Source organism: Streptomyces sp. CY-1, from assembly GCF_047218265.1.
GTDB classification, from domain to species: Bacteria; Actinomycetota; Actinomycetes; order Streptomycetales; family Streptomycetaceae; genus Streptomyces; species Streptomyces niphimycinicus.
The window spans coordinates 11228739-11251787 of the sequence record NZ_CP178393.1 but is presented as its reverse complement, the minus strand read 5'-3'; the positions used below and the strand labels follow the sequence as shown (position 1 = coordinate 11251787).

The following is a 23049-nucleotide window of genomic DNA, read 5'->3' as shown; positions in this document are numbered from 1 at the left end:
GACGACGCGCCACGGGGGAGGTGGCGCGCCGTGCGGTGGGTGGTGCGGAAGGGCATGACGGCTCAGTCGCCCTTCGCCATGGTCTGTTCGCCGTTGCGCTGCAGGTCGGCGAGGATCTTCTTCGGGTCCGTGGTGCGCAGCGACTGGAGTTCGGTGTTGAACTGGCTGAGCACCTTGTCGAACCCGGCGACGGTCACCGGGCCCTGCGCGTAGGTGTTGGCGTCGACCCAGGCCTTGGCGTCCGGCTCCTGCTTCGCGTACTCGGCGAGGGCGCTGGTGCGCGAGGGCATCACCCCGAATCCCTCGGCGAACTTCATCTGCCGCTCACCGGAGCTGAGGTACTTCACCAGGTCCACGGCCGCCGACCGGTGGGCGCTCTCGGCGGCCACGCCCCAGCAGTTGCTGAAGGCCAGCGTGGCCTTTCCGGCCGGTCCCGCGGGCAGCGGGACCACCTTGTACGGCACATCCGGGTAGTCGAGCTTCATGCCGCCGGTCAGCCAGTTGCCCTCGATGGTCATGGCGGCCTTGCCCTTGCCGAGGGCCTCGCCGCCCCAACTGGTGTCGAGCTGCTTTGCGTACTTCAGCGAGCCGGACCGCAGCAGCGACCTCACAAAGCCGAGCCCCTCGGCGTTCTTCGCGCTGTCGGCGGTCATCTTCGTCTGCTTCGCGTCGGTGATCCATCCGCCCGCCTGCTTCATGAAGACGCCGAGTCGCTGGTACTCGTCGCTGGTGACCAGGCCGGTGACCCCGTCGCCGGTGAGTTTCCCGGCGACCTTCCTCAGCTCGTCCCAGGAGGTGGGGTAGTCCTTCTCGGTCAGCCCCGCCTTCTTCCACAGGTCGGTGTTGATGGCGAGGGCGAGGGTGGAGGTGTCCTTGGGCAGGCACACCAGCTTCCCGTCGTAGGTGAAGGCGGTGCGCAACGGCTCGGCGAAGTCGTCCGTGTCCTTGATCTTGTCGCCGTACGGGTAGAGGGAACCGCCCTTGGCGTAGTTCGCGAACTGGTCGGAGTTGACGTAGAAGACGTCCGGCGGCCGGTGCCCCGCGAAGGACTGGGCCAACTGCTGGTTCATGTCCTTGGCGGCCTCGACGGTCACCTTGTTGCCGGACCGCTTCTCGTACGCGGCCGCGGCCTCCTTGACCGCCTTGGTCTCGGCGTCGCCCGAGGTGGCTATCAGGACCTTCAGATGCTGTTTGGCGCCGGTGTCCTGCTGCGTTTCCTTGTCGCCGCCGAAGCTCGACGAGCAGCCGGTGGCGGCCAGGAGCGCCGCGCAGGTGACGAGGGCGGCGGTGGCCGTGCGGGGGGCCATGATTCCTCCGTGGATTCGGGATGGTACGTGCGGCTCGAGGGGGGTGGAGGAGAGGTGATGTCCGGGGCGCGGCGCCTCACGGCGCCGGCGACAGGGAGCGACGGTGCGTCAGGGCGCCGGCGTGTCGGAACCGGGCGCCGGGGCGCTGTCGCGGATGACGAGGGACGGCTCCAGCAGGACGCGCTCCGGTGGCGCGGCCGGGTCGGCCATCCGGGCCAGCAGCAGCCGTACGCACTCCCTGCCGACCGCCTCCAGCGGCTGGGCGACCGTGGACAGGGAGGGCGAGAGGATCCCGGCGATCGGCGAGTCGTCGAAGCCGACCACGGCGACGTCCCGGCCCGGGACGGCGTTCCGCTCGCGCAGCGCGTGATAGCAGCCGAGCGCCAGCATGTCGCTGGCCGCGACCACGGCCGTGGCACCCGCGTCCAGTAAGGGCTTCACGGCGATCCGGGCCGCCTCGACGTCCCCGGCGCTCTCCGCGCGCCGTCCGCGCGTCGGGAGCCCGTGCCGGCGCATGGCCCGCTGCCAGCCCTCGGCACGGTCGTCACCGACGCCGGAGCCGCGCGGCCAGCCCAGGAAGGCGATCCTGCGGTGCCCGAGGGCGACCAGGTGATCCACGGCGGCGTCCGTGCCCGAGGCGCCGTCGACATCGGCCCAATCACCGATCTGCCGCCCCGACCACATCCGGCCGAAACCGACGAACGGTACGCCCCGCTTGGCCAGCCACGCCTGGCGCGGGTCCTGGCGGGCGGTGTTGCTGAGCACGAAGCCGTCGACGTCGTGTCGGCCGAGCAGCTCCTCGTACCCTTCCAGGCTCGGGCCGCCGGGCGGGCAGGCGAAGAGCAGCATCCGGTAGCCGGCCTCGTCGGCGGCCTGCGACAGGGCGTGCAGAAAACGGTCCATGACCGGGGCCGTGCCGCCGCCCGGAGCGGGCTGGATGCCGTAGCCGATCAGCTTGCTGGAGCGGGTGCGCAGGGTCTGCGCGGCACGGCTCGGGCGGTAGCCCATGTCGTCGATCGCCCCGCGGACCCGCTCCAGGGTCTCGGGGCGCAGCAGCTCCGGCGAGTTGATCGCGTTGGACACGGTCTGCGGGGAGACACCGGCCCGGCGGGCGACCATGGCGAGGGTCACCGGGCTGCCCTTGGGCGAGGGACTGCTGGTGGAGCGGGGCATACGGGTCTCCGGCGTACGAGGGTCTGAAGCTGGTCCTACGAAATTGATTTGAGCGTTCCAAAAGCATTGTCAGCGCTCTGAAGAGGCCGTTAGTGTCTTTGGATCGATCTAATGCTGAGAGGTTCTACTCCTTTGGACACCACTGTCAAGGCCCAGGACACCAACGAACCGGTCACGGCCTCCACTTCGGTGGCCGCGAACTTGCAGCCGTTCCTGCACGACGCGGTCGTCACGCTGTACGCGCCGAGCTTTGTGATCTCGCGCGCGGACGGACAGCTCCACGGGGGTGCGGATGGCTTCTACCACGGCGACGGCAGGGCGCTGTCCCACCTGACCGTCGCGGTGGAGTCGATCGACCTGGCCCCGGTCGGCGGCGGGCTCAGGGGGGCCGACCGGGCGGACTTCCGGGCGATCCTGCGCGGGCTCGGCGAGGTGACGCCCGACCCGGCGGTCGCCCTGGACCGCCGCCGCACCGTCGCCTCCGGGCGGTTGGAGGAGAGCTTCGAGGTCACCAACGCGGGCACCCGGCGGGTCGGTTTCCGGCTCACGGTCACGGCCGGCACGGACCTCGCCCTGATGGAGCGGGTGAAGTCGGGCCACGTCCTGGACCCGGTGCCGGCACGGGCCGAAGGCGCGGAAGGCGCCGAGGGCGGCGGTCTGGTGTGGTCCCGCGACGGGTTCACCGTACGCCTGGTCAGCGAGCCCGCGCCGGACGCCCTGGAGGCGCCGGAGGGCCGGCTGTCGTACGACGTGGAACTGGACCCCGGCGCTTCATGGACGGCGACGCTGCGCTGCACGGCGGCGTACGCGGACGGCGACCAGTTCCCGGCCGCCCCGGCGGACGCCGTGCCGTGGCGCGGCCCGGCCCTGCGCAGCGCGGACCGGCGCTTCGACCAGTGGCTGGACCAGTCGGTGGCCGACGCGGACCGGCTGCGCCTGATGGACCCCCGGTCCCCGGAGGGGCGCGCGGACGACGCGAGCAGGCCGGATCAGTTCCTGGCCGCCGGGGCTCCGTGGTTTCTGACCCTCTTCGGCCGTGACTCGTTGTGGGCCGCCCGCATGCTGCTCCCGCTCGGCACCGAGCTCGCGGCCGGTACGCTGCGCACGCTCGCCCGCCGCCAGGGGGCGGTGGCCGACCCCGCCACGGAGGAGCAGCCGGGGAAGATCCTGCACGAAGTGCGGCGCGGCACCCAGAACTTCACCGACACCTTCGCCGTGCCGCCGGTGTACTACGGCACGGTCGACGCGACCCCCCTGTGGATCACCCTGCTCCATGACGCCTGGCGCTGGGGTCTGGCCCCCGAGCAGGTGGAAGAGCTACTGCCGCACACCGAGTCGGCGCTCGCGTGGATACGCGACCAGGCGGCCGCGGCCGACGACGGCTTCCTCAGGTACGTCGACCGGACCGGACGGGGCCTGGCCAACCAGGGCTGGAAGGACTCCGGTGACGCCATCCGCCATCGCGACGGCCGGCTCGCCGACCCGCCGATCGCGCTGTGCGAGGTGCAGGCGTACGCGTACGAGGCGGCGCGGGGCGGAGCGGCGCTGCTGCGCGCTTTCGGGCGGCCGGGCGCGGACGCGTGGGAGGAATGGGCGGAGGCGCTCGCCACCCGCTTCCGGAAGCGCTTCTGGGTGGCGGACGCCCAGGGCCCGTACCCGGCGGTCGCGCTGGACCGTGACGGCCGGCCGGTGGACTCGGTCACCTCGGGCTTCGGGCACCTCCTCGGGACGGGCCTGCTGAACCAGGAGGAGAGCGCGGCGCTGGCGGCCCGGCTGACCGGCCCCGAACTCGACTCGGGCCACGGTCTGCGCACCCTGAGCAGCGACTCGGTGGGCTTCAACCCGTACGGCTACCACATCGGTTCCATCTGGCCGCACGACACCGCGATCGCGGTGCACGGCCTGGTCAGGGCCGGCTTCCCGGACGCGGCGGCGCCGCTGGCGGCGGGCCTGCTGACGGCGTCGGCGGGGTTCGCCGGACGCCTGCCCGAGCTGTTCGCCGGCCACGGCGCCGCGGCGGGCCCACACCCCGCCCCCTACCCCGCGTCCTGCCGCCCCCAGGCGTGGGCGGCCGCCTCCTCGGTCCAGGTGCTGCGCTCGGCACTCGGCCTGGAGGCGGACGTCCCGGGCGGCACGGTCACGGTGGCCCCCGCCTTCGCCGGTGCGTACGCACCGCTGACGGTGACGGGGCTCCAGGTGGGCGGTGCCCGGCTGGACATCACACTGGCGGCGGACGGAACGGTGCACGTGACGGCGCCGGAGGGGCTGACGGTGGTCTCGGCCTGACGCGGCGCTCCCGATGCCTCGGCGACGACCCCGTGCGGCGGCGAAACACCGAAGCGGGTCGCCCGGGCAACGTGACGAAACACGACAACGCCGCTGCCGCCGGAGGGGCTTCGGCAGCAGCTCTACGAGCTGTGCGTGAACCCGAGGCTTCAGTCCTTGTAGTCGGGGGCGATGCGCTCGACCATCCGGAGCAGTGCCGCCCAGGCGAGGTCGTACGCCTTGTCGTCCTGGAGGTCGGAGCTGTCGTCCTCGCCGGCCAGTTGGCGTGCGGTGAGTTCGCAGATGTCGGGGTGGGGGGTGATGAGCTCGGAGCCGGCGGCCGTGGCCGCGGTCTGTATCTCGCATGCCTTGTCGAGGTAGTACATGCGCAGGAAGGCTTGGGCGGGGGTTTCGCCGACGGTGAGCAGGCCGTGGTTGCGCAGGATCATCGCGGGGTGGTCGGCGAGGTCGGTGATGAGGCGGCGCTGTTCGGCGAGGTTGAGGGCGACGCCCTCGTAGTCGTGGTAGCCGACCCTGCCGTAGAACTCCATGGAGATCTGGTTGAGCGGGAGCAGACCGTCCTCCTGCGCGGCGACCGCACAGCCGGCCTTGGTGTGGGTGTGCAAGACGCAGTGGGCGTCGGGGCGGGCGGCGTGGATGGCGCTGTGGATGACGAAACCGGCCGGGTTGACGGGGTGCGGGGTGTCCTCGACGGGCCGGCCGGAGAGGTCGACCTTGACCAGGTTCGACGCGGTGATCTCCTCGAAGAGCAGGCCGTACGGGTTGATCAGGAAGTGGTGCTCGGGTCCGGGGAGCCGGACGGAGATATGCGTGAAGATCAGGTCGGTCATCCGGAAGTGGGCCACCAGGCGGTAGACGGCGGCGAGTTCGCGGCGCAGGCGGTGTTCCTCGTCGGAGGTGGTCTGGGCGGTGTGATCGGTGCGGAGTGTCACTTCGGTCATGAGTGCTCCTTCTGTCGTGGACCTGATGGCCAGCGGGGCCCCGGGCCGGTTTGCCCGGGGTCTGTGTCGGTGAGTGAGCTGCCGACGCCGTCGGTTTGATCAGGCCGCGCTGAATTCGGGGGTGCTGGTGGGCTCGCCTGCCAGGCGGCGGCGCCATGCCGCGACGACGGCTTCTTCGGTCGGCTTGGTCGCGAGGCTGACGGCCACATAGGCGATGAGGCTGGCGAGCAGGCCGTAGTAGACCGGTTCGTTGGCGAGGAGTCCGTCGATCACCATAAAAGTGATCACTGTGGCGCCGCCCGCGATCATCGAGGCCATGGCGCCGGGCAGGTTTCCGCGCCTCCAGATCAGGCCGCCGAGGATGGGTACGAGCAGGCCGCCGACGAGCAGGTTGTAGGCGACGGTGAGGGCCTCGATGACATCCCCGAGGAGGCAGGCGATGACCATGGAGGTCACGCCGAGGATCGCTATGGCCAGGCGGTTGGAGCCGATCTCGTCCTGGTCCTCCGGGCTGACGGGGGCCTCATGGCGGCCGCGGTGACGCAGCCGGGCCCAGATGTCATTGGTGGCGACGGTGGCGGAGGCGATCAGGGCGCCGCTGGCGGTGGACATCATCGCGGACAGGGCGGCGGCCAGGACCAGGCCCTTGATTCCGGTGGGCAGGGCGTGCTTGACGATGGTGGCGAATGCCTCGTCGGCGCTGGCCAGGTTGGGGTAGAGCACCTTGGTGGCCATGCCGATGAAGGCTCCGGCCAGGGCGTAGACGAGACAGTAGACGCCGGCGACGGTGCCGCCCCAGGCGGCAACCTTGTCGGTGCGGGCGGTGAAGACCCGCTGCCAGATGTCCTGCCCGATGAGCATGCCGAAGGTGTAGATCAGTACGAAGGTGAAGATGGCCTGTCCGCCGATGGAGGTCGGGGAGAGGTAGCCGTGCGGAAGACGGTCGGCCATAGCGGCGAATCCGCCGGCCTTGACCACCGCGATGGGCAGCAGCAGGACGAGGACGCCCATGCTCTTGACCACGAACTGGACCATGTCGGTGAGCGTGATGGACCACATGCCGCCGAGCGCCGAGTAGCCGACGACGATCGTGCCGCCGATGACGACCGCGACCCAGCGCGGGACGTCGAACAGGACGTCAAAGACGCTGGCGTAGGCGATGGTGGAGGTCACCACCAGCATGAGTGTGTAGATCCACATGACGATGCCGGAGACGATGCTGGCGGCGTCGCCGTAGCGCAGGGAGAGCATCTCGGCGACGGTGTAGACCCGCAGCCGGGCGATCCGGGCGGAAAAGAAGATACTCAGGGCCAGCAGCCCGAGTCCGATGGAGCAGACCATGGCGGCACCGGAGATGCCGTAGGTGTAGCCCAGGCGTACACCGCCGATGGTGGAGGCGCCGCCCAGGACGACGGCGGCCATCGTGCCGGTGTACATGAGGGGGCCCAGGCGTCTTCCGGCGACCAGGAAGTCGCTCTTGGAGGCGGCGCGTTTCTTGCCCCACCAGCCCACGCCGACGATGCCCAGCAGGTATCCGGCCATGACGAGGTAGTCGACGGTCATCAGGGTCCTCCGATTCGCCGCGGCCGGCGCCTGATACGCGAAGCCGTCAAAGGGGCTGAGGGGAAGGCAGTGGCTGCGCGCCAGGTGGGGAGGCCGGCGGCGCAGCGCTGAGGAGAAGAGAGAGGGAGGTAAGGGATGTGCACGTGGGCAAGGGCCGGGGGTGGTGCCCTGCTGGTTACACGACCGTAGCTACCGGTCGTCCTGTTGCAGAAGTGCGGGTTCTATCCAATATGGAGTCATCCGTTGGATAAAACCGGCGCTCCCGCGCAGTGCCGCCGGGCTGGGAGGATGCCTCCTCATGACCGAGACCGAGCAGCCGTCCGTTCCCCTCAGCGTGTTGCTGGCCGACCCGGAACTGGGCCTGCGCCAGGTCGCCGGACCGGCCGAGGACCGCCGTATCAGCACGGTCGGCACCACGGAGATCGAGGACCCCACGCCCTACCTCTTCGGCGGCGAACTCCTCCTGACCGCGGGCGTTCGCCTCCCGCGCTCCGCGGACGGTATCGACACCTACCTGCGGCGCGTCGTCGCCGCCGGGGTGGCCGCGCTGGGGTTCGGTGTCGCCCCTGTACACGAGGAGGTTCCACCCGAACTCGCCGCAGCCTGTGACCGCCACGGGCTGCCGCTCCTGCGGCTGCCGCCGGCCACACCGTTCGTGGCGGTCGGGCAGGCCACGTACGCCGCCATCGCCGAGGCCCGCAACCGTGAGCTGAGGGACATCTCCAAGGCTCAGTCGGCTCTCGCCTCCGCTGCCGCCCGTCCGGATGCGCTCCAGGCCGTGCTCACCCAGCTCAGCGCCCACACCGGGGCCTGGGCGGTGCTTTTCGACGCCCAGGGCAACGAGCTGTTCGGCGCCGGTCCTCGCCCCCCGGCTCCCGCACCGCGGCGCGTGCGCGACCTCGCCGTACGCACCCTCGCGCGCACCAGCCGACGTCACGCGGCGCACAGACCAGCTCCTCCCACGGCAGCAGCGGATCACCACGGAGGCATCCACCTGACCGTCCACACCCTGCCCGGCACCGACGGCGCCACCACGCCGCTGGCCCTTGCTCAGGCCACCACCACGGCCCCGACTCTGGTTCACCGCCACGTGACCAGTACGGCGACCGTCTTGCTGGCCCTGCTCACCAGCCCGCGGCATGCCCTGGGCACCGACACCCACAGCGTCGGCGCGCTGGTACGGCTGATGCTCGGGGCCACCCCCGCCCAGGTAGCCCCCGCCCTGGCCCCCGCCGGCCGAACGAGCGGCGAGCACTGGATCGTGGTCCACGGACGGCACGTCCCCAGACGCTCCACACCGGCACCGCCGACCGGTGACGATCCGGCCCAGCTCGCGACACTGGGCACCGCACTGGGCACGCCGTACCTGTACATCGACGGCCCCAGTCTGAGAGCGCTGATCCCCGGCGCACCGGACACCCGGCCCAGCGCCCCCGCACAGGCCGCCGACCTTGAGTGGATCCTGGGCTTCAGCGCGCCCGCGGCCGTCCCCGACCTGCCACAAGCCGACCGCCAGGCCGAACTGGCCCTCCAGCGCGCGATCGCCGCGGATACCCCCGCCGTCGTGCATTCCTCCGACCCGCTCAGCCTCGATGCGATCGTCGCGCCCGCCGACGCCCAAGAGCTCGCCCGGACCCGCTTCGCCCCGCTGGACCGAGCGGGCTCACCGGGCGCCACGGTCCTCCTGGACACCCTGCGGACCTGGCTGAACCTGCACGGCAGCTGGGACCGCGCCGCGGCGGCCCTGCGGGTGCACCGCAACACCGTGCGCCACCGCCTCGCCCGGGTCGCCGAACTCCTCGACGTCGACCTTCGGGACCCGGGCGTCCGCATGGAACTCTGGTTCGCCCTGCGCTGGCTGCCCGACGAGCATCGCACGCACCCTTGACCGGCGACGAGGCCTGTGCCGCGCCCTGATCGGGGGCCCAGCCAGGTCCTGGACCGGGGCGGCCGGGCTGTCAGCGGTAGTGGAGGTAGTGGCGGCGGACGCCGCGGAACACCGCCAGCTCACTCCGCCAGGCCGCCGCCACCTCGTCCGCCCCGGCGCCCGCGTCGATCATCGTGCGGACCCGCGTGCTGCCCGTCAGCCGGTCGATGCTGTGGTCGGGCCGCCAGGCGAAGTCGCTCCACACACGCTTCGCGGTCGCCAGGAGCGCCACTCCCGTGTGCACGGGGTCGTACACGTCGCGGTCGCGGACGTGGATCTGCACGCCGCCCACCGTCGTTCCCTGGAACTTCGAGAAGGTGGGGGCGAAGTACGCCTCACGGAACTCCACCCCCGGCAGGTCGAGGGCGTTCGCAGCCTCGGCCCACCGGGCGTCGATGCCCTCGGCCCCGAGCAGTTCGAAGGGACGGGCCGTGCCGCGCCCCTCCGACAGGTTGGTGCCCTCGAAGAGGCACGTCCCGGAGTAGACGAGGGCGGTGTCCGGTGTCGGCATGTTCGGGCTGGGAGGCACCCAGGGCAGACCGGAGGCGTCGTAGAAGTCCGAGCGCCGCCATCCGGTCATGGGCACCGTCTCCAGGTGCACCGGGGTCCGCAGGAACTCGCCGTTGAACAGCCGTGCCAGCTCCGCGACCGTCATGCCGTGCGCCTGGGCGATGGGCTGACGGCCGACGAAAGACGCGAACTCCTTGTGCAGCACGGGGCCGAGCGCGCTGCGTCCCGTCATCGGGTTGGGCCGGTCCAGGACCACGACGCGCTTGCCCGCGAGCTGTGCGGCCTCCATGCAGTCGTAGAGCGTCCAGATGTACGTGTAGAAGCGCGCGCCCACGTCCTGGATGTCGAACACCACGGTGTCGACGCCGGAGGCGGCGAAGATGTCGGCCAGCGGCCCGCCGTTTTTGAGATAGGTGTCGTACACCGGCAGGCCCGTCGCCGGGTCGTCGTAGCGGCCCTCCGATCCGCCCGCCTGCGCGGTTCCGCGGAAACCGTGCTCGGGTCCGAAGACGGCGACCAGGTTCACGCGGTCGTCCGCATGCATCACGTCGACGATGTGGCGTACGTCGCGGGTCACGCCCGTCGGGTTGGTGACGATGCCGACACGTTGGCCGTGGAGCGCTGCGTATCCGTCCTCGGCGAGGCGTTCGAAGCCGGTACGCAGCCGGTGGCCGTTGCCCCGAGCCGCGGCGGCCGGTGCGGCGGCGGCCGCGCCCGTGACCGTCAGGGCGCCCGCGGCGGAGCCGGCGGCCAGCAGATTGCGTCGGGACAGGTTCATGGGAGGAATCCGTTTCCTGAGGAGGGTCTGTTCGGGGATCAGGTGGGGCGGACGAAGGCCGCGTGGGCACGCGTCGCCGTCCGGCGCGTGGGGATCAGGCGGTGGCTTCGTCGAGGAGTTCCAGCACATGCCGGTAGGGGCGGCCTGTGGCACGGGTCATGCCCATCTCACAGGTGCGGTTGCAGGAGGCGTACGCGTCGTATGTCCCGGCGGTGATCTCGGCGGCCTGAGCCGCGGTGGCGACCGCTGTGACCTCCGGGTGGAGCAGACCCCGGTCCCCGGCGAAGGCGCAGCAGCCCCAGTTGTCGGGGACGGTGACCTCGTCGCCGACGGCCGCCGCCAGGGTGCGCAAGGCGCTCTCGATGCCCAGGTGCACGGTGGAGCAGGTGGGGTGCAGGGCGAGGGTGCGCAGGCGGCGGGGTTCGGGCAGGGCGGGGAGCAGGTGATCGACGGTGAAGACGACGCTGTCGACGAACTTCAGCGAGGCGAAACGGGCGCGGTCGGACTCCGGGAGCGCGTCGGGCAGTTGCTCCAGGCCGTGGGTGCAGGAGGAAGCGTCGCAGACCACGGGGAGTCTGCCGTGGCCGCTCGCCTCCCACAGCGCCTTCAGGGTGCGGGAGGCCATGGTCCGGTAACCGGTGGTGTAGCCCTTGGACTGCCAGGGAGTGCCGCAGCACAGTCCGGCCAGCTCGCCGGGCACGGTGATGGGAACGCCCGCTCGTTCGCACAACCGCAGGAAGGCGGCCGCCGAGCCCGCCGCCCCACCGGGGGCCGCCTCGGGAGCGAAGACGCTGCCGATGCAGGCGGCGAAGAACACCGCACGTGGCTCGGCCGGGCGCTGGGGAGCGGGACGGGCCGGGCCACCGCGGGGGATGTCGTCGGCCCAGGCGGGGACCAGCTCCCCCGCCCCGAGCCGGCGGGCCGCACCGGTGGCGGCGCGCAGTGCGGGGGTGGGGAGAGCGTGGGCGGTGTTCAGCGCGGCGCGCACGCCTTTGACCGCGGTCGCCCAGTGCCGGGCGGCGGCGTTCCCGGCACGTTGTGCGACGGCGCCGTGGCGTTCGGCGCGCAGGTGTTTCATGACCACGCCGGTGTCGATGGCGACCGGGCAGGCGGTGACGCACAGGCTGTCGGCGGCGCAGCTGTCGACAGCCGCGTAGGTGTAGTCGGTCTCCAGGACGCGGCGGCGTTCCTCGTCGCCGGCCACCGTGGCCAGCGCGATCTCCCGCTGGAGGGCGATGCGCTGACGGGGTGTCGTGGTGGCATCCGCGGTGGGGCAGACGGGCTCGCAGTAGCCGCACTCGACGCAGGCGTCGAGTGCGGGATCGACCTGCGGGACGCTCTTGAGGCTGCGCAGGTGGGCGGCCGGATCGTCCTCCAGGATCACGCCCGGGTTGAGCACGCCGTGCGGGTCACACAACCGCTTCAGCTCGCGCATGATGTCGTACAGGTCGTCGCCGTACTGGCGGCGGACGAAGGGGGCCATGGCGCGGCCGGTGCCGTGCTCGGCCTTCAGCGTGCCCCCGGCGTCCAGGACGAGATCGACCATATCGCCGGTGAACCGGGCGTAGCGCTCGATCTCCCGGGCGGAGTCGAAGTCCTGGGTGAGCATGAAGTGGAGGTTGCCGTCGCGGGCGTGGCCGAAGGTCACCGCGTCCTGGTAGCCGTGCCGGTCGAAGAGTCCGATGAGTCCCTCACAGGTGCGGGTCAGCCGTTCCATCGGCACCGCGATGTCCTCCAGGAGCGCTGTGGTTCCGGGACGGCGCGCACCCGCGACCGCGGTGTACAGGCCCTTGCGCAGGTGCCAGAGCCGGGCCCTGACGCGCGGGTCGCGGACGAGCGACGTACCGGTGACGGCGGGCAGGCGCTCCAGGACCGGCCGTGCGGCCGCCAGCGTCTCCCCCAGCGGTTCGGCGCCGTCCTCGGCGAACTCGACCAGCAGGGCCGCGTGCCGCTCCACGCGCAGACCGTGCAGTTCGTCGACCGGATGGGAGGACTGCTGCGCCACACGCAGTGATGCGGCGTCGAGGAGTTCGGCGGTGCGGGCTCCGGCGTCCAGCAGCGCCGGCAGGGCGTCGGTGGCCTCGGCGAGGTCGGGCAGTACCAGCAGGCCGGTGGCGGTGTGCGGCAGCAGGGGGACGGTGCGGAAGACCGCCTCCGCCACGAAGGCGAGGGTGCCCTCGCTGCCGATCACGAGGTGGGCGAGGATGTCGGCCGGATCGCTGTGGTCCACGAACGAATTGAGCCCGTAACCCAGGGTGTTCTTCATCGAGAACAGCCGCTCGATGACAGCACGGGAGGCGGCGGAGGCGCGGATGCGGTCGCGCAACCGCAGGAGCCCCGCGTGCAGTTCGGGCTCGCGGGCACGCAGTGCTTCGTCGGCGTCGGGGGCCGCGGTGTCGACCACGGTCCCGGACGGCAGCACGAACCGCAGGGACTCCATGGTGCGGTAGGCGTTGTCCTGGGTGCCGCAGTTCATGCCGCTGGAGTTGTTGGCGACCAGGCCGCCAATGGTGCAGGCGGACTCGCTGGCCGGGTCCGGGCCGAGCCGACGCCCGTACCGGGCGAGCCGCGCATTGGCCTGGCGCACCGTCAGGCCGGGTTGCAGCCGGATGCGCAGACCCTCGTCGAGGACCTCCGCGCCGCGCCAGTGACTGCGGACGTCCACGAGGATGCCATCACCGCTCGCCTGCCCCGCCAGGCTGGTGCCGCCCGAGCGCAGGGTGAGCGGCAGCCCGGCCGCGTCGGCCCCGGCCATCAGGGCGCCCACCTCGGCCGCCGACGCGGCGCGCACGACGGCCCGCGGCGTGAACAGGTACGGCGAGGCGTCGTGGGCGGCCGCGACCCTGCGCGGCACATCGGTCGTCACCCTGGACGGGTCGCTGACGCACGCGGCCAGAAGCTTGGCCAGGCGGGCGTCCCCTTCCGGGGCAGGCGGCGCGGGGACAGTCGGGGCGGAGGGAGTCATGGGTCCTCGATGCAAGGATGGGAGTCAGTGCGTGATGCGCAGCAGGCATGGCGGCTGCGCGGCGGGTTCGCACGGGCGCAGCGGCAGCAGGCCGGGCGTGATGCTGCCGAGGAGCGTGGCGCGGCGGGCTCCGGTGCCCGAGCGGAGCGTACCGGGCAGACCGTTGACGGTGAGGAAGCCGAGCACGGCGAAGGCCAGGGCCTCCTTGGCGTCGGAGGGCAGGCCCAGGGCGTCGCTGGGGCGGACCGGCACGCCCGGCAGTTCCTCGGTGATCATGTGCATCAGCACCGGGTTGCGGGCGCCGCCGCCGGAGACGACGAGTTCGGTGACGCCGTGCGTGCGGCAGGCGTCCGCGACGGTGGCGGCGGTGAGCCGGGTCAGGGTGGCCAGGACGTCCTCGGGCCGGGGCGTGGGCACGGCGTCGAGGGCCCTTCGCAGATAGGGCAGGTGGAAGTGCTCCTTACCGGTGCTCTTGGGCGCGGGCCTGCGGTAGTAGGGGTCGTTCAGCAGGTAGGCGAGCAGGTCGGGATCGGTTCGACCGGCGGCGGCCCTGCGGCCGTCCTCGTCGTAGGCGGCGGTGCCCGCGGTGAAGTGCCGTACGGCGGCGTCCAGAAGGGCATTCGCCGGCCCCGTGTCGAAGGCCAGGGGGTCGGTGCCGGGGGCGACGACGGTGACGTTGGCGATGCCGCCCAGGTTGAGTGCGGCGGGGGTGCCGGGCAGGCCGCGAAGGAGCAGTGTGTCGGTCATGGCGACCAGTGGGGCCCCTTGGCCACCGGCGGCGACGTCCCGGCTGCGCAGGTCGGAGACCACGGGAAGGCCGGTCGCTTCCGCGATCCAGGCCGGCTGGCCGAGTTGGAGGGTGCCGCGGACGGTGCCGTCCTCCACCCAGTGGTGCATGGTCTGGCCGTGCGAGACCACCAGGTCGGCGATGCCGTCGCACAGTTCGTGCAGGGCGTGTCGGGCGGCGTCGGCGAAGGCCTGGCCGATGCCGGTGTCCAGGGCGCAGACGGCCTGGACGGTGGTGGCCGCCGGCGGGAGGGTGGCGGCGATCAGGTCGCGCAGGTCGCCGGGGTAAGGCCGGGAAAGGTGACCGAGAGGCCGCAGGCGCAGAATGTCGCCGCCCAGGGTGAGGTCGGCGGCGGCTGCTTCGATGGCGTCGTAGGAGGTGCCCGACATCAGCCCGATCACGCGCATGGCGCCTCCTGTCCCACGTTCCGCCGCGCGGGCACGGTCGGCTGCGGTCGTTGCATGGCTTCTTCTCCCAAGGGGCTGTCGCTGTACAGGGTGCGGAGAGCGCGAGGCCCCCACACCCGGCCGGTCGCGTGCTCCGTCACTCCGGGCCGACGGTCGCCGCCGCACGGTCGGGTCCCGGCTGGTCGGCGCTCTCAGAGGCCCCGGCGGTCCCGGGAGCGCGGTGGAACAGGCTCATCAGGCCGCCGACGACCAGGGTGACCACCACGCCGATCGGGACCAGCCACTGGGCGGCGATCGCGGTGGGAACGGTGGTCCCGGCCACGGTGACGTCGATCTTCACCTCGCGCACGATGTAGGTCATGACCGCGACTGTCGCCACGAAGGCCACGATGGAGTCGACCTCGTTGGCGCGCCTGACGAGCCGTCCGAGGAGGAACGCGCCGAGGAGCGCGCCGTAGGTGTATCCCGCGATGGTCAGGCCCGTGAGATAGACGTTGCCGGTGCTGGTGCTGAAGGCGCAGGCGAACACCGCCATCAGCACTGCCCACACCAGTGTCATCACCCGGGCGAGCCTGAGCAGGAACTCCTCGGACGGCGCGCCGCGGAAGAAGCTGTGGATGATGTCGGCGACCGTCGAGTTCGACATCGAGTTCAGCGCCGAGGACAACGAGCCCATCGCCGCGCCGAGGATTCCGGCCACGATCAGGCCGGAGATCACCACGGGCAGGCCGTGGAGGATGAAGTCCGGGTACAGGTTGTCGGAGCTGGCCAGGCCCAGCTCCTTGACGCTCTTGCCCTGGTTGTACGACCACAGCAGGGCGCCGACCAGGGAGAACGCGGCGAACTGGACGGTGACGAAGACACCGGAGGCGATCATGGCCTTCTGGCCGTCGCGCAGGGTCCGGGTGGCCAGGATGCGCTGGACGATCAGCTGGTCGGAGCCGTGGCTGGCCATCGCGAAGATGGCACCGCCGACGATCGCGGTCGGCAGGGCGAACGGGCTGGTGAGGATGTGGGCGAGCCCGAAGTCGGTGTCGAACAGCTGGAACCTGCCGGCGTGCAGGGCGTCCGCGAATCCGGCACCACCGACGTGGCTGGACAGCACCGCGATGGCGAGGATCGCACCACCCAGGTAGAGACCCATCTGAATGGCGTCGGTCCAGATGACCGCCTTGATGCCGCCGAGGTAGGTGTAGACGACGGTGATCAGCGTGAGGACGACGATGATGACCCGGTAGCCGACGTGCAGTCCGAACTCATCGAGCAGCAGCTTGATCGGGAGCGCGGAGGCGAACAGCCTCACCCCCTCGGCCAGGAGTCGCGTGAAGACGAAGGTCACCGAGGCGAGCCCCTGCATCTTGAGCCCGAACCGGTCACGCAGGTACTGGTAGGCGCTGACGAACCCGCCACGCTTGTAGAGGGGGATGAGCACGGTGGCCACAACGACGCGGCCGATGACGTAGCCCAAGGCGAGTTCGACGTTGCCGAAGGCCTGGCCGCTGTAAGCGCCGCCGGGCACGCTGATGACCGTGAGCACGCTGGTCTCGGTGGCCACCACGGAGAACGAGACCGTCCACCACGGCACGTGGCTCTCACCGACGAAATAGTCCTTCGACGTCTTCTGCCGGCCGGCCAGCCGCAGTCCGATCACCGCGATGGCGACCAGATAGACGACGACCACTACGAGGTCGAGTTGGCGCACGCTCACTCCTAAACAGCGGCCGACGATGTCAACGGCGGGGTGGGGACGACGGGTGTCGCCCGCCTTACACGGGCGATGTGGGGTTCGTGCGGTGCCGACGCGTCCAGCGCCAGCAGGCCTGCGCCGTCCAGCGGGTCCCCGAGCGGGGACCGCAATTGGAGGGAGTGCGGGCAGTCGGTGAGCGCCGACCGCAGCGGACCGAGGAGCGGTTCGCCGAGGCCGGTGAGTCCGCCGGTGATGGTGACGGCGGGGGCGTCGCCGCCGATTCGGCGGGCGGCGGCGTGTACGGCCTCGGCGAGCGCTCTGGCGGCATCCCGGACGATCGCGGACGCCGTCGCGTCACCCTCGGCGGCCGCCCGTGCCACGTCCGGGGCGAAGGACGCGATGGTGCGGGCTTGGTTGCCGTCTCGGCTGACAGCCGAGGGCAGCCGATCGGGGTCGCCGAAGCGCTCGACGGCGGCGGCCAGCAACGCGGTGGCCGGTCCGCGCCCGTCGTGAGCACGCAGCGCGGCCCGCAATCCGGCGGCACCGATCCAGGCGCCGCCCCCTTCGTCACCGAGCCAGGGACCCCAGCCGTCGACCCGGGCGTACGCCCCGCCGTCCCCGATACCGACGGCGACGGAACCGGTGCCGATCGCGAGCACCACGCCCAGGCGACCGCCCAGGGCGCCCGCGTGAGCGGTGACGGCGTCGCTGGTGACGGCCACCTCATGCACGGGCAGGTCCTCCAGGAGTCGGACGGCCAGGGCGCGGGCCGCCTCCGGTGCGGCGGCCGCCCCCGCCGCACCGACGCAGACCGTGGCAGGCCGGAGCGAGGGCTCCCGTTCCAGGAGCGGCAGGACGGCGGCGCGCACGGCCGCACGGGCCGTCGCCAGTCCGTTTTCGGCGGCGAGCCCAGGAGCTCCGGGCACCTCCTGGGCGGTACGGGCGGGACCGGCACCGTCGGCCCGCACAACGGCACGGCAGCCGGTCTTGCCCAGGTCTACCGCTATCGCTGCTGTCATACGGCATGCCTTCGGTCGGTGGGGATCCGCCGCATCGGGCGGTCACGGAGTGGGTGGGTGACCGGCGCGGATCGCGGTCCAGCGAGTATCAGAAGGCCGACCTCCACATGTCAATAAGTAACCTCGCGAAATTCATTCCGTAAATTTTTGACCTCCCCGTTGCGGCGCGGTTAGCGTGTGGCCCAGCCACTCAGGAGGGAGCGACCCATGGCCCGCCGGGAAACACCCCGCACCGCCGCCCAGTCCGCGGAGGAAACCGCCCCCGCCGAGACCCTGGCGCGCATCCGCGCGGCACTTCCGTCCCTGGCCCCCGCGGAACGGCGGGTGGCCGACATCGCCCTGGCCGACCCGGCTCAGGCGTCGGAGCTGTCCATCAGCGCGCTCGGTAAACAGGCCGACACCTCGGTGGCCACGGTGACGCGCTTCTGCCGGGCCGTGGGGATCCCCAACTACCCGCAGCTGCGCCTCGCCCTGGCCGCCGCCGCGGCCCGCGAGCACGCTCTCGGTGGCGAGCGCCCCGTACCGGGCACCGACATCAGCGCCACGGACACACTCGGCGACATCGTCGGCAAGATCATCTACAACGAGGTGCGGGCCCTGGAGGACACCGGGGCCGGGCTCGACATCGGGGCGCTGGGCCGCGCCGTCACCGCTGTGGCCGGGGCTCGCCGCATCGACATATTCGGCGTCGGCGCCAGCGCCTTCGTCGGCCAGGACCTGCACCAGAAACTCCACCGCATCGGTCGCCTGGCCTTCGTCTGGACCGACCGGCACGCCGCCCTGACCGCCACGGCCCTCCTCGCGCCCGGCGACGTCGCCCTGGCCATCTCCCACTCCGGGGAGACCGAGGACACCGTCGAGCCCCTCCGGGCCGCCGCCGAACGCGGCGCCACCACCATCGCCCTCACCAACTTTCCGCGCTCCACCCTCGCGCAGAGTGCGGAAGTCGTGCTGACGACCTGCGCCCGGGAGACGCCCTTCCGCTCCGGGGCCACCGTCAGCCGCATCGCCCAACTCGCACTCGTCGACTGCCTGTTCGTCGGCGTCGCCCAGCGATCCTTTGACGCCACGACCACGGCCCTGGAGGAGACCTACGGGGCCGTCCAGCGTCGCCGGCGCCCGCAGGCACAGCGCCGCACCCCGGCCGACGACTGAACCCCTTTCGCCGGCCAACACCTTCCCCTGAAAGGATGCCTGCGCCGTGGACCTGAGCACACTCGGCACCGAGGCTCGCAACAAGCGGACCACCGAACTGGACCGCATGCCGGTCTCCGAACTGCTCTCGATCATGAACGCCGAGGATCAGACCGTCGCCCTCGCCGTCCGCGACGCCCTCCCGCAGATCGAGGCCGCCGTCGAGGCGGTCGCCGAATCCCTGCGGCGGGGCGGACGGCTCATCTACCTCGGTGCCGGTACCAGCGGCCGCATCGGACTGCTCGACGCCGTCGAGTGCCCCCCGACCTTCGGTACCTCCCCCGAGCAGGTCGTGGGCCTGCTCTCCGGCGGGCCGGGCGCCTTCGTCGTGGCGGTCGAGGGGGCTGAGGACGAACCCGCGAGGGCGGTCGACGACCTTGACAAGATCGGTGTGAACGACTGCGACACGGTCGTCGGACTCGCCGCCAGCGGCCGTACTCCCTACGTCGTCGGGGGCCTGAAGCACGCCGCCGCCCAGGGCGCCGTCACCGTGTCGGTCGCCTGCAACCGCGACACGGTGGTCAGCCGCTACGCCGATATCCCGATCGAGGTCCCCACCGGCCCCGAGGTTCTCACCGGATCGACCCGGCTCAAAGGCGGCACCGCCGAGAAGATGGTCTGCAACATGCTCTCGACCGCGTCGATGGTGCAGGTCGGCAAGGTTTACGGGAACCTCATGGTCGACGTCCGGGCCAGTAACGAAAAGCTCGTCGACCGGGCCCGACGCATCGTCGTCGAAGCCACCGGGACCGATGCCGACACCGCCGCCGGGGCGCTGCGAGCCGCCGACGGACATGCCAAGACGGCCATCGTCATGCTGCTCGCCCGCTGCACCGCCGAGGAGGCCGCCCGGCGCCTGAACCTGGCGCACGGCGACACGCGTACTGCCATAGGCCGCCCATGAGCTCGGCCGGCTTCAGCAGCGCCGACTGGCGCTCGCCCTGGACCAGGCCGGGAGTCGGCGGTACGCGGTGTACGTCCGCGGCGCTCGGGGTCCGTCGCGCGGTGTCGCGCCGGTCACGCAGCTGACCGTGGGGCACGGCAACCCCACCGGCCATGGGACACGCGGCCACAACCTCAGCCGTCCGGGTGTGTGTGTACGGCACATTGGCCCCATCCGCGACGTGTATGAACACTTGCCTCCGATGTTCCACGAGCCGCATCACAGACGTGGGCTGCGGCTCGATCACGAGGGGAGAGCCACGATGACCTTCAGGCCCATCGACAGCCACCACGTCCTGAGCCGCCGGTCCACGCTCACTGCGGCGGGGATCGCAGCCGTGAGCGCTCTCGGCGTGGATGGCGCGGAGGCGCGGTCGAGGCACCCGAGTACCTCCAGCCGCTCGGGCCTCGCACCGGAGGCCGAGCCGATCGCCGAGAACCTCCTCGACACCACCCCGGAGAACCAGGCCGCGACCTATCGGCACGTCGACCGCCAACGGCTCGCGATCCGTGCCATCCACACGGACCCGGCCCGAACCACCCCGCTCCCGCGCAACGGAACTTCGCTGAGCGATGTGTGCTACGTCTACAAGGGGACCAGGCGCACCGTCGAAAGCTTCGTCTCCGACAACCGGATCGCCGGTCTCCTGGTGCTCAAGGACGGCGCCATCGCCCACGAGCAGTACGCGATGGGCAACACCGAGACGACGCGGTGGACGTCGATGTCCATCGCCAAATCCGTCACCGCCACCCTGATCGGCGCGGCCCTGGCCGACGGCGCGATCGGCGGACTCGACGACCCGGTCCTGCGGTACGTCCCCGAGCTGAACGGCAGCGCCTACCGGGACAACACGATCCGCCAGTTGCTCCAGATGAGCTCGGGCGTCAAATGGATCGAAGCCGGCGCGAACGACCCCTATGGCGACAACGACATCGCGCGCATGTTCAAAGGGATATACGGCAAGCAGCGGGGCGCGGTCATGGAACTCATGCGGACCCGCCCGCGAGCGGCGGCACCCGGCAGCGTCTTCAACTACTCCACCGGCGAGGCCTACGTGCTCTCGGCCGTCGTCGCCAACGCGACGGGGAAGACGGCGAGCCACTACCTGTCGGAAAGGATCTGGCGCCCCCTCGGAATGGAAGCCGACGCGTACTGGATACTCGACGCGCCCGGGGGCCGGGAGATGGGTGGAAGCTGCATCCAGGCGACACTGCGCGACTACGGCCGCTTCGGGCAGTTCATCCTGACCGGCGGCGACGGAGTCGTGCCGAGGGGATGGCGGGACCGGGCAGGGCGGCCCGAATCGAGGATCACCGACTACGGCCGCCTGTACGAGGGATCCCCGTATGGCTACGGCTACCTGTGGTGGGCCATCCCGCCCGGGGTAGCCGGCGCGCGCGGCCCCGTCCCGACCTTCGTAGGGCTCGGGCACGGCGGGCAGAAGCTCTACATCAACCCCGCGGAGGGCGTCGTGGCCGTGCTGTGGAGCGCTCTGCGGCCCGGGGTCGACGTGGATCCGGAGTTCTTCGCACTACTGGACTCCGTCGTCCACGCACTGCGCTGAGCCCGGATGGAGCAGGCCCCGTCCTGCCCGAGGAGTGGCCCGGATGTCATGGGGTGGGGTGCAGCGGCGCGGTCCATTCCACGACGGTGCCCCTCGGCTCGTTCGGGCGGAGGGAGAAGGAGCCGCCCAGTTCCTCGGCGCGCTGCTGGAGGTTGGCCAGACCGCTTCGGCGGGTGACGGCCGGGGCGACGCCGTGGCCGTTGTCCGCCACCTTCAGCCGCAGCGCCGTGTCGGTGACCTCCACGCTGACGTCGACGGCGGTGGCATGGGCGTGCCGGGCCGCGTTGGACAGGGCCTCGCCGGCCACGGCCAGCATGTGCTCGGCATGCCCGGCGGGGACGTTGGTGTCCAGCAGGCCGGTCATGCGCAGCGCGGGCGGGAAGCCCAGGGCCTCGGCGGCCCTCTCCATGGCCGCCACCAGCCGGGCCCGCAGCCCTTCGCTCCGGGAGCGTTCCTGCTCGCCGAGCGAGTAGATGGTGGAGCGGATGACCTTGATGGTGTCGTCCAGGTCGTCCACCACCCGCTGGACCCGCGCACCCACCTGCGGCCGGTCGGCGAGCCGGCCGAGCGTGGACTGCAAGGTCAGCGCCCCGGCGAATAACCGCTGGATGACGAGGTCGTGCAGATCGCGGGCGATCCGGTCACGGTCGTTGAGGACCAGCATGCGATCGGCGTCCTGCCGGTGCTCGGCGACCTCGAGTGCCAGCGCCGCCTGGTTGCCGTACCCGATCACCATGTCGATGACGGCGTCGGTGAAGACCGGGCCGCCCGGCACGTTGGCCACCTGGAGCACGCCCCGCACATGCTCCCGGGTGCCGAGGGGGACGAGGAAGGCGGGGCCCAGATCCACGATCGCGGCGCTGCCACCGGTGGCCCGCGGATCGGCACTGACCGCGTCGCTGGTGATGGTCTCCCCGGAGGCGAAGACCTTCGCGGCCAGTGTGGCGGCGCCCAGTACCAGACCGCGCGCGTCCTCCGCGCGCGGTCCGGAGGTGGCCTCGATGACCAGCTCGCCGCTGTCGCCGACCGGGATGGCCAGGGTGACCAGGTACGCGCCGGCCATCTCGCGCAGGGTGTCGGTGAAGGACTCCAGCACCGCGGCGGGTTCGGTACCGGACAGCAGGCTACGGGTCAGCTCGTTGCTCGCCGCCAGCCACCGCTGCCGACGGCGGGCGTCGTCGTACAGCCGGGCGTTGTCGATCGCCACTCCGGCCGCCGCGGCCAGGGTGCGCAGCACCGCCTCGTCGTCGGCGTCGAACTCCGCGGCGCCCTGTTTGTCGGTCAGGTACAGGTTGCCGAAGACCTGCTCGCGCACCTTGATCGGGGCACCGAGGAAGCTGGTCATCGGCGGGTGCCCGGACGGGAAACCCACGGAAGAGGGATGCCGCGCCAGATCGGCCAGGCGCAGCGGCTCCGGGTGACGGATCAGCAGCCCCAGGATGCCCTCACCGCGCGGGTAGTGACCCATTTCCGCGATGGTCTCCTCGTCGATGCCGACGGTGAGGAACTGTTTGATCGTGCCTTCCTCGCCCAGCACGCCGAGCGCCCCGTACTTCGCGTCGACCAGACTGACGGCCGACTCCACGATGCGCTGCAGCACCACCTCCAGCTCCAAGTCGGAGCCGATCGCGAGCACCGCGTCCAGCAGCGTGTGGATGCGGTCGCGTGCCGCCCGAACCTGCGCCACCTGCTGCTGCAGGCCCTCCAGCAGCTCATCAAGACGCAACTGGGGCAAGGCCCCGGACACCGCGGTTTCGCGGGGCATTTGGCCGCACTCGTCCACCACAGATGCTCCCCTTTTCCGTCGCGCCGACCGACACCAGGATGCCCGACACACGGACACGGATCGACGGCACCCGAGGAGCAGCTCGGCAGCGCACATGCGGTTACGGCGCCGGGCGCATGCCGTCGGCCGGTCGACGGTGCCGGGGCGGAGTGCGCCTGGGGTGCGGGAACCCGGCGGGTGACCGCGTGGCGCGGACAGGGCGGTGGCCAGCA

Annotated in this window: 15 protein-coding genes; 5 read left to right on the top strand and 10 right to left on the bottom strand. The window is 71.5% G+C overall.

The window, feature by feature from the left end; translation table 11 throughout:
* Positions 1–62: 62 nt before the first annotated feature.
* Complete coding sequence (locus ACK1X7_RS47265) at positions 63–1307, bottom strand: sugar ABC transporter substrate-binding protein (RefSeq protein ID WP_385158698.1); 1245 nt, start codon at positions 1305–1307, stop codon at positions 63–65.
* A gap of 108 nt (positions 1308–1415) precedes the next feature.
* Complete coding sequence (locus ACK1X7_RS47260; RefSeq protein WP_390792422.1) at positions 1416–2480, bottom strand: LacI family DNA-binding transcriptional regulator; 1065 nt, start codon at positions 2478–2480, stop codon at positions 1416–1418.
* Between the two features lie 132 nt (positions 2481–2612).
* On the opposite strand from ACK1X7_RS47260, the gene ACK1X7_RS47255 reads away from it, so the two are divergent.
* Positions 2613–4766, top strand: a complete 2154-nt coding sequence (locus ACK1X7_RS47255; protein WP_413116771.1) for a glycogen debranching N-terminal domain-containing protein — start codon at positions 2613–2615, stop codon at positions 4764–4766.
* A 149-nt stretch (positions 4767–4915) separates the two neighbouring features.
* On the opposite strand, the gene ACK1X7_RS47250 is transcribed toward ACK1X7_RS47255, so the two are convergent.
* Together ACK1X7_RS47250 and ACK1X7_RS47245 are read right to left on the bottom strand one after the other, a co-directional pair.
* The gene (locus ACK1X7_RS47250) at positions 4916–5707 is read right to left on the bottom strand and encodes a class II aldolase/adducin family protein (protein ID WP_385153376.1); all 792 of its coding nucleotides are present in this window, start codon (positions 5705–5707) and stop codon (positions 4916–4918) included.
* Positions 5708–5806: 99 nt separating this feature from the next.
* Positions 5807–7270, bottom strand: coding sequence for a sodium:solute symporter (locus ACK1X7_RS47245; protein WP_413116770.1), 1464 nt, complete (start codon positions 7268–7270; stop codon positions 5807–5809).
* A 298-nt stretch (positions 7271–7568) separates the two neighbouring features.
* Between ACK1X7_RS47245 and ACK1X7_RS47240 the strand changes: the two genes are divergently transcribed.
* On the top strand, positions 7569–9158 hold the full coding sequence (locus ACK1X7_RS47240; protein WP_398158757.1) for a PucR family transcriptional regulator: 1590 nt from the start codon (positions 7569–7571) through the stop codon (positions 9156–9158).
* 70 nt (positions 9159–9228) lie between these two features.
* Here the strand turns inward: ACK1X7_RS47240 and ACK1X7_RS47235 are convergent, their stop codons facing one another.
* From ACK1X7_RS47235 to ACK1X7_RS47215, 5 genes are all read right to left on the bottom strand, one after another.
* Positions 9229–10485 (bottom strand): exo-beta-N-acetylmuramidase NamZ family protein, encoded by a 1257-nt coding sequence (locus ACK1X7_RS47235; protein WP_390792418.1) that lies wholly within the window; start codon positions 10483–10485, stop codon positions 9229–9231.
* 94 nt (positions 10486–10579) lie between these two features.
* The gene (locus ACK1X7_RS47230; RefSeq protein WP_413116769.1) at positions 10580–13450 is read right to left on the bottom strand and encodes an FAD-binding and (Fe-S)-binding domain-containing protein; all 2871 of its coding nucleotides are present in this window, start codon (positions 13448–13450) and stop codon (positions 10580–10582) included.
* Between the two features lie 24 nt (positions 13451–13474).
* The gene (locus tag ACK1X7_RS47225) at positions 13475–14644 is read right to left on the bottom strand and encodes an anhydro-N-acetylmuramic acid kinase (RefSeq protein WP_385153391.1); all 1170 of its coding nucleotides are present in this window, start codon (positions 14642–14644) and stop codon (positions 13475–13477) included.
* 136 nt (positions 14645–14780) lie between these two features.
* Positions 14781–16346, bottom strand: coding sequence for a sodium:solute symporter (locus ACK1X7_RS47220; protein WP_385153394.1), 1566 nt, complete (start codon positions 16344–16346; stop codon positions 14781–14783).
* Between the two features lie 8 nt (positions 16347–16354).
* Complete coding sequence (locus ACK1X7_RS47215; protein WP_390792416.1) at positions 16355–17350, bottom strand: N-acetylglucosamine kinase; 996 nt, start codon at positions 17348–17350, stop codon at positions 16355–16357.
* 207 nt (positions 17351–17557) lie between these two features.
* Here ACK1X7_RS47215 and ACK1X7_RS47210 point away from each other — a divergent pair, with 207 nt between their 5' ends.
* The 3 genes from ACK1X7_RS47210 (at position 17558) to ACK1X7_RS47200 (ending at position 21051) form a co-directional block, all read left to right on the top strand.
* Positions 17558–18505 (top strand): MurR/RpiR family transcriptional regulator, encoded by a 948-nt coding sequence (locus ACK1X7_RS47210; RefSeq protein WP_385154737.1) that lies wholly within the window; start codon positions 17558–17560, stop codon positions 18503–18505.
* 46 nt (positions 18506–18551) lie between these two features.
* Positions 18552–19448 carry an N-acetylmuramic acid 6-phosphate etherase gene (murQ, locus tag ACK1X7_RS47205; RefSeq protein ID WP_385154734.1) on the top strand — a complete coding sequence of 299 codons (897 nt, stop codon included), beginning with the start codon at positions 18552–18554 and terminating at the stop codon, positions 19446–19448.
* A gap of 301 nt (positions 19449–19749) precedes the next feature.
* Positions 19750–21051, top strand: coding sequence for a serine hydrolase domain-containing protein (locus ACK1X7_RS47200; RefSeq protein ID WP_413116768.1), 1302 nt, complete (start codon positions 19750–19752; stop codon positions 21049–21051).
* A gap of 46 nt (positions 21052–21097) precedes the next feature.
* Here the strand turns inward: ACK1X7_RS47200 and ACK1X7_RS47195 are convergent, their stop codons facing one another.
* The gene (locus ACK1X7_RS47195) at positions 21098–22816 is read right to left on the bottom strand and encodes a GAF domain-containing protein (RefSeq protein ID WP_413116767.1); all 1719 of its coding nucleotides are present in this window, start codon (positions 22814–22816) and stop codon (positions 21098–21100) included.
* Between the last annotated feature and the right edge of the window lie 233 nt (positions 22817–23049).

Excerpts from the sequence above, each read along its gene's own strand:
- ACK1X7_RS47240 (WP_398158757.1), top strand. The coding sequence starts at position 7,569 with ATGACCGAGACCGAGCAGCCGTCCGTTCCCCTCAGCGTGTTGCTGGCC.
- ACK1X7_RS47225 (WP_385153391.1), bottom strand. The coding sequence starts at position 14,644 with ATGCGCGTGATCGGGCTGATGTCGGGCACCTCCTACGACGCCATCGAA.
- ACK1X7_RS47265 (WP_385158698.1), bottom strand. The coding sequence starts at position 1,307 with ATGGCCCCCCGCACGGCCACCGCCGCCCTCGTCACCTGCGCGGCGCTC.
- ACK1X7_RS47235 (WP_390792418.1), bottom strand. The coding sequence starts at position 10,485 with ATGAACCTGTCCCGACGCAATCTGCTGGCCGCCGGCTCCGCCGCGGGC.
- ACK1X7_RS47230 (WP_413116769.1), bottom strand. The coding sequence starts at position 13,450 with ATGACTCCCTCCGCCCCGACTGTCCCCGCGCCGCCTGCCCCGGAAGGG.
- ACK1X7_RS47250 (WP_385153376.1), bottom strand. The coding sequence starts at position 5,707 with ATGACCGAAGTGACACTCCGCACCGATCACACCGCCCAGACCACCTCC.
- ACK1X7_RS47215 (WP_390792416.1), bottom strand. The coding sequence starts at position 17,350 with ATGACAGCAGCGATAGCGGTAGACCTGGGCAAGACCGGCTGCCGTGCC.
- ACK1X7_RS47195 (WP_413116767.1), bottom strand. The coding sequence starts at position 22,816 with ATGCCCCGCGAAACCGCGGTGTCCGGGGCCTTGCCCCAGTTGCGTCTT.
- ACK1X7_RS47245 (WP_413116770.1), bottom strand. The coding sequence starts at position 7,270 with ATGACCGTCGACTACCTCGTCATGGCCGGATACCTGCTGGGCATCGTC.
- ACK1X7_RS47200 (WP_413116768.1), top strand. The coding sequence starts at position 19,750 with ATGACCTTCAGGCCCATCGACAGCCACCACGTCCTGAGCCGCCGGTCC.
- ACK1X7_RS47210 (WP_385154737.1), top strand. The coding sequence starts at position 17,558 with ATGGCCCGCCGGGAAACACCCCGCACCGCCGCCCAGTCCGCGGAGGAA.
- ACK1X7_RS47260 (WP_390792422.1), bottom strand. The coding sequence starts at position 2,480 with ATGCCCCGCTCCACCAGCAGTCCCTCGCCCAAGGGCAGCCCGGTGACC.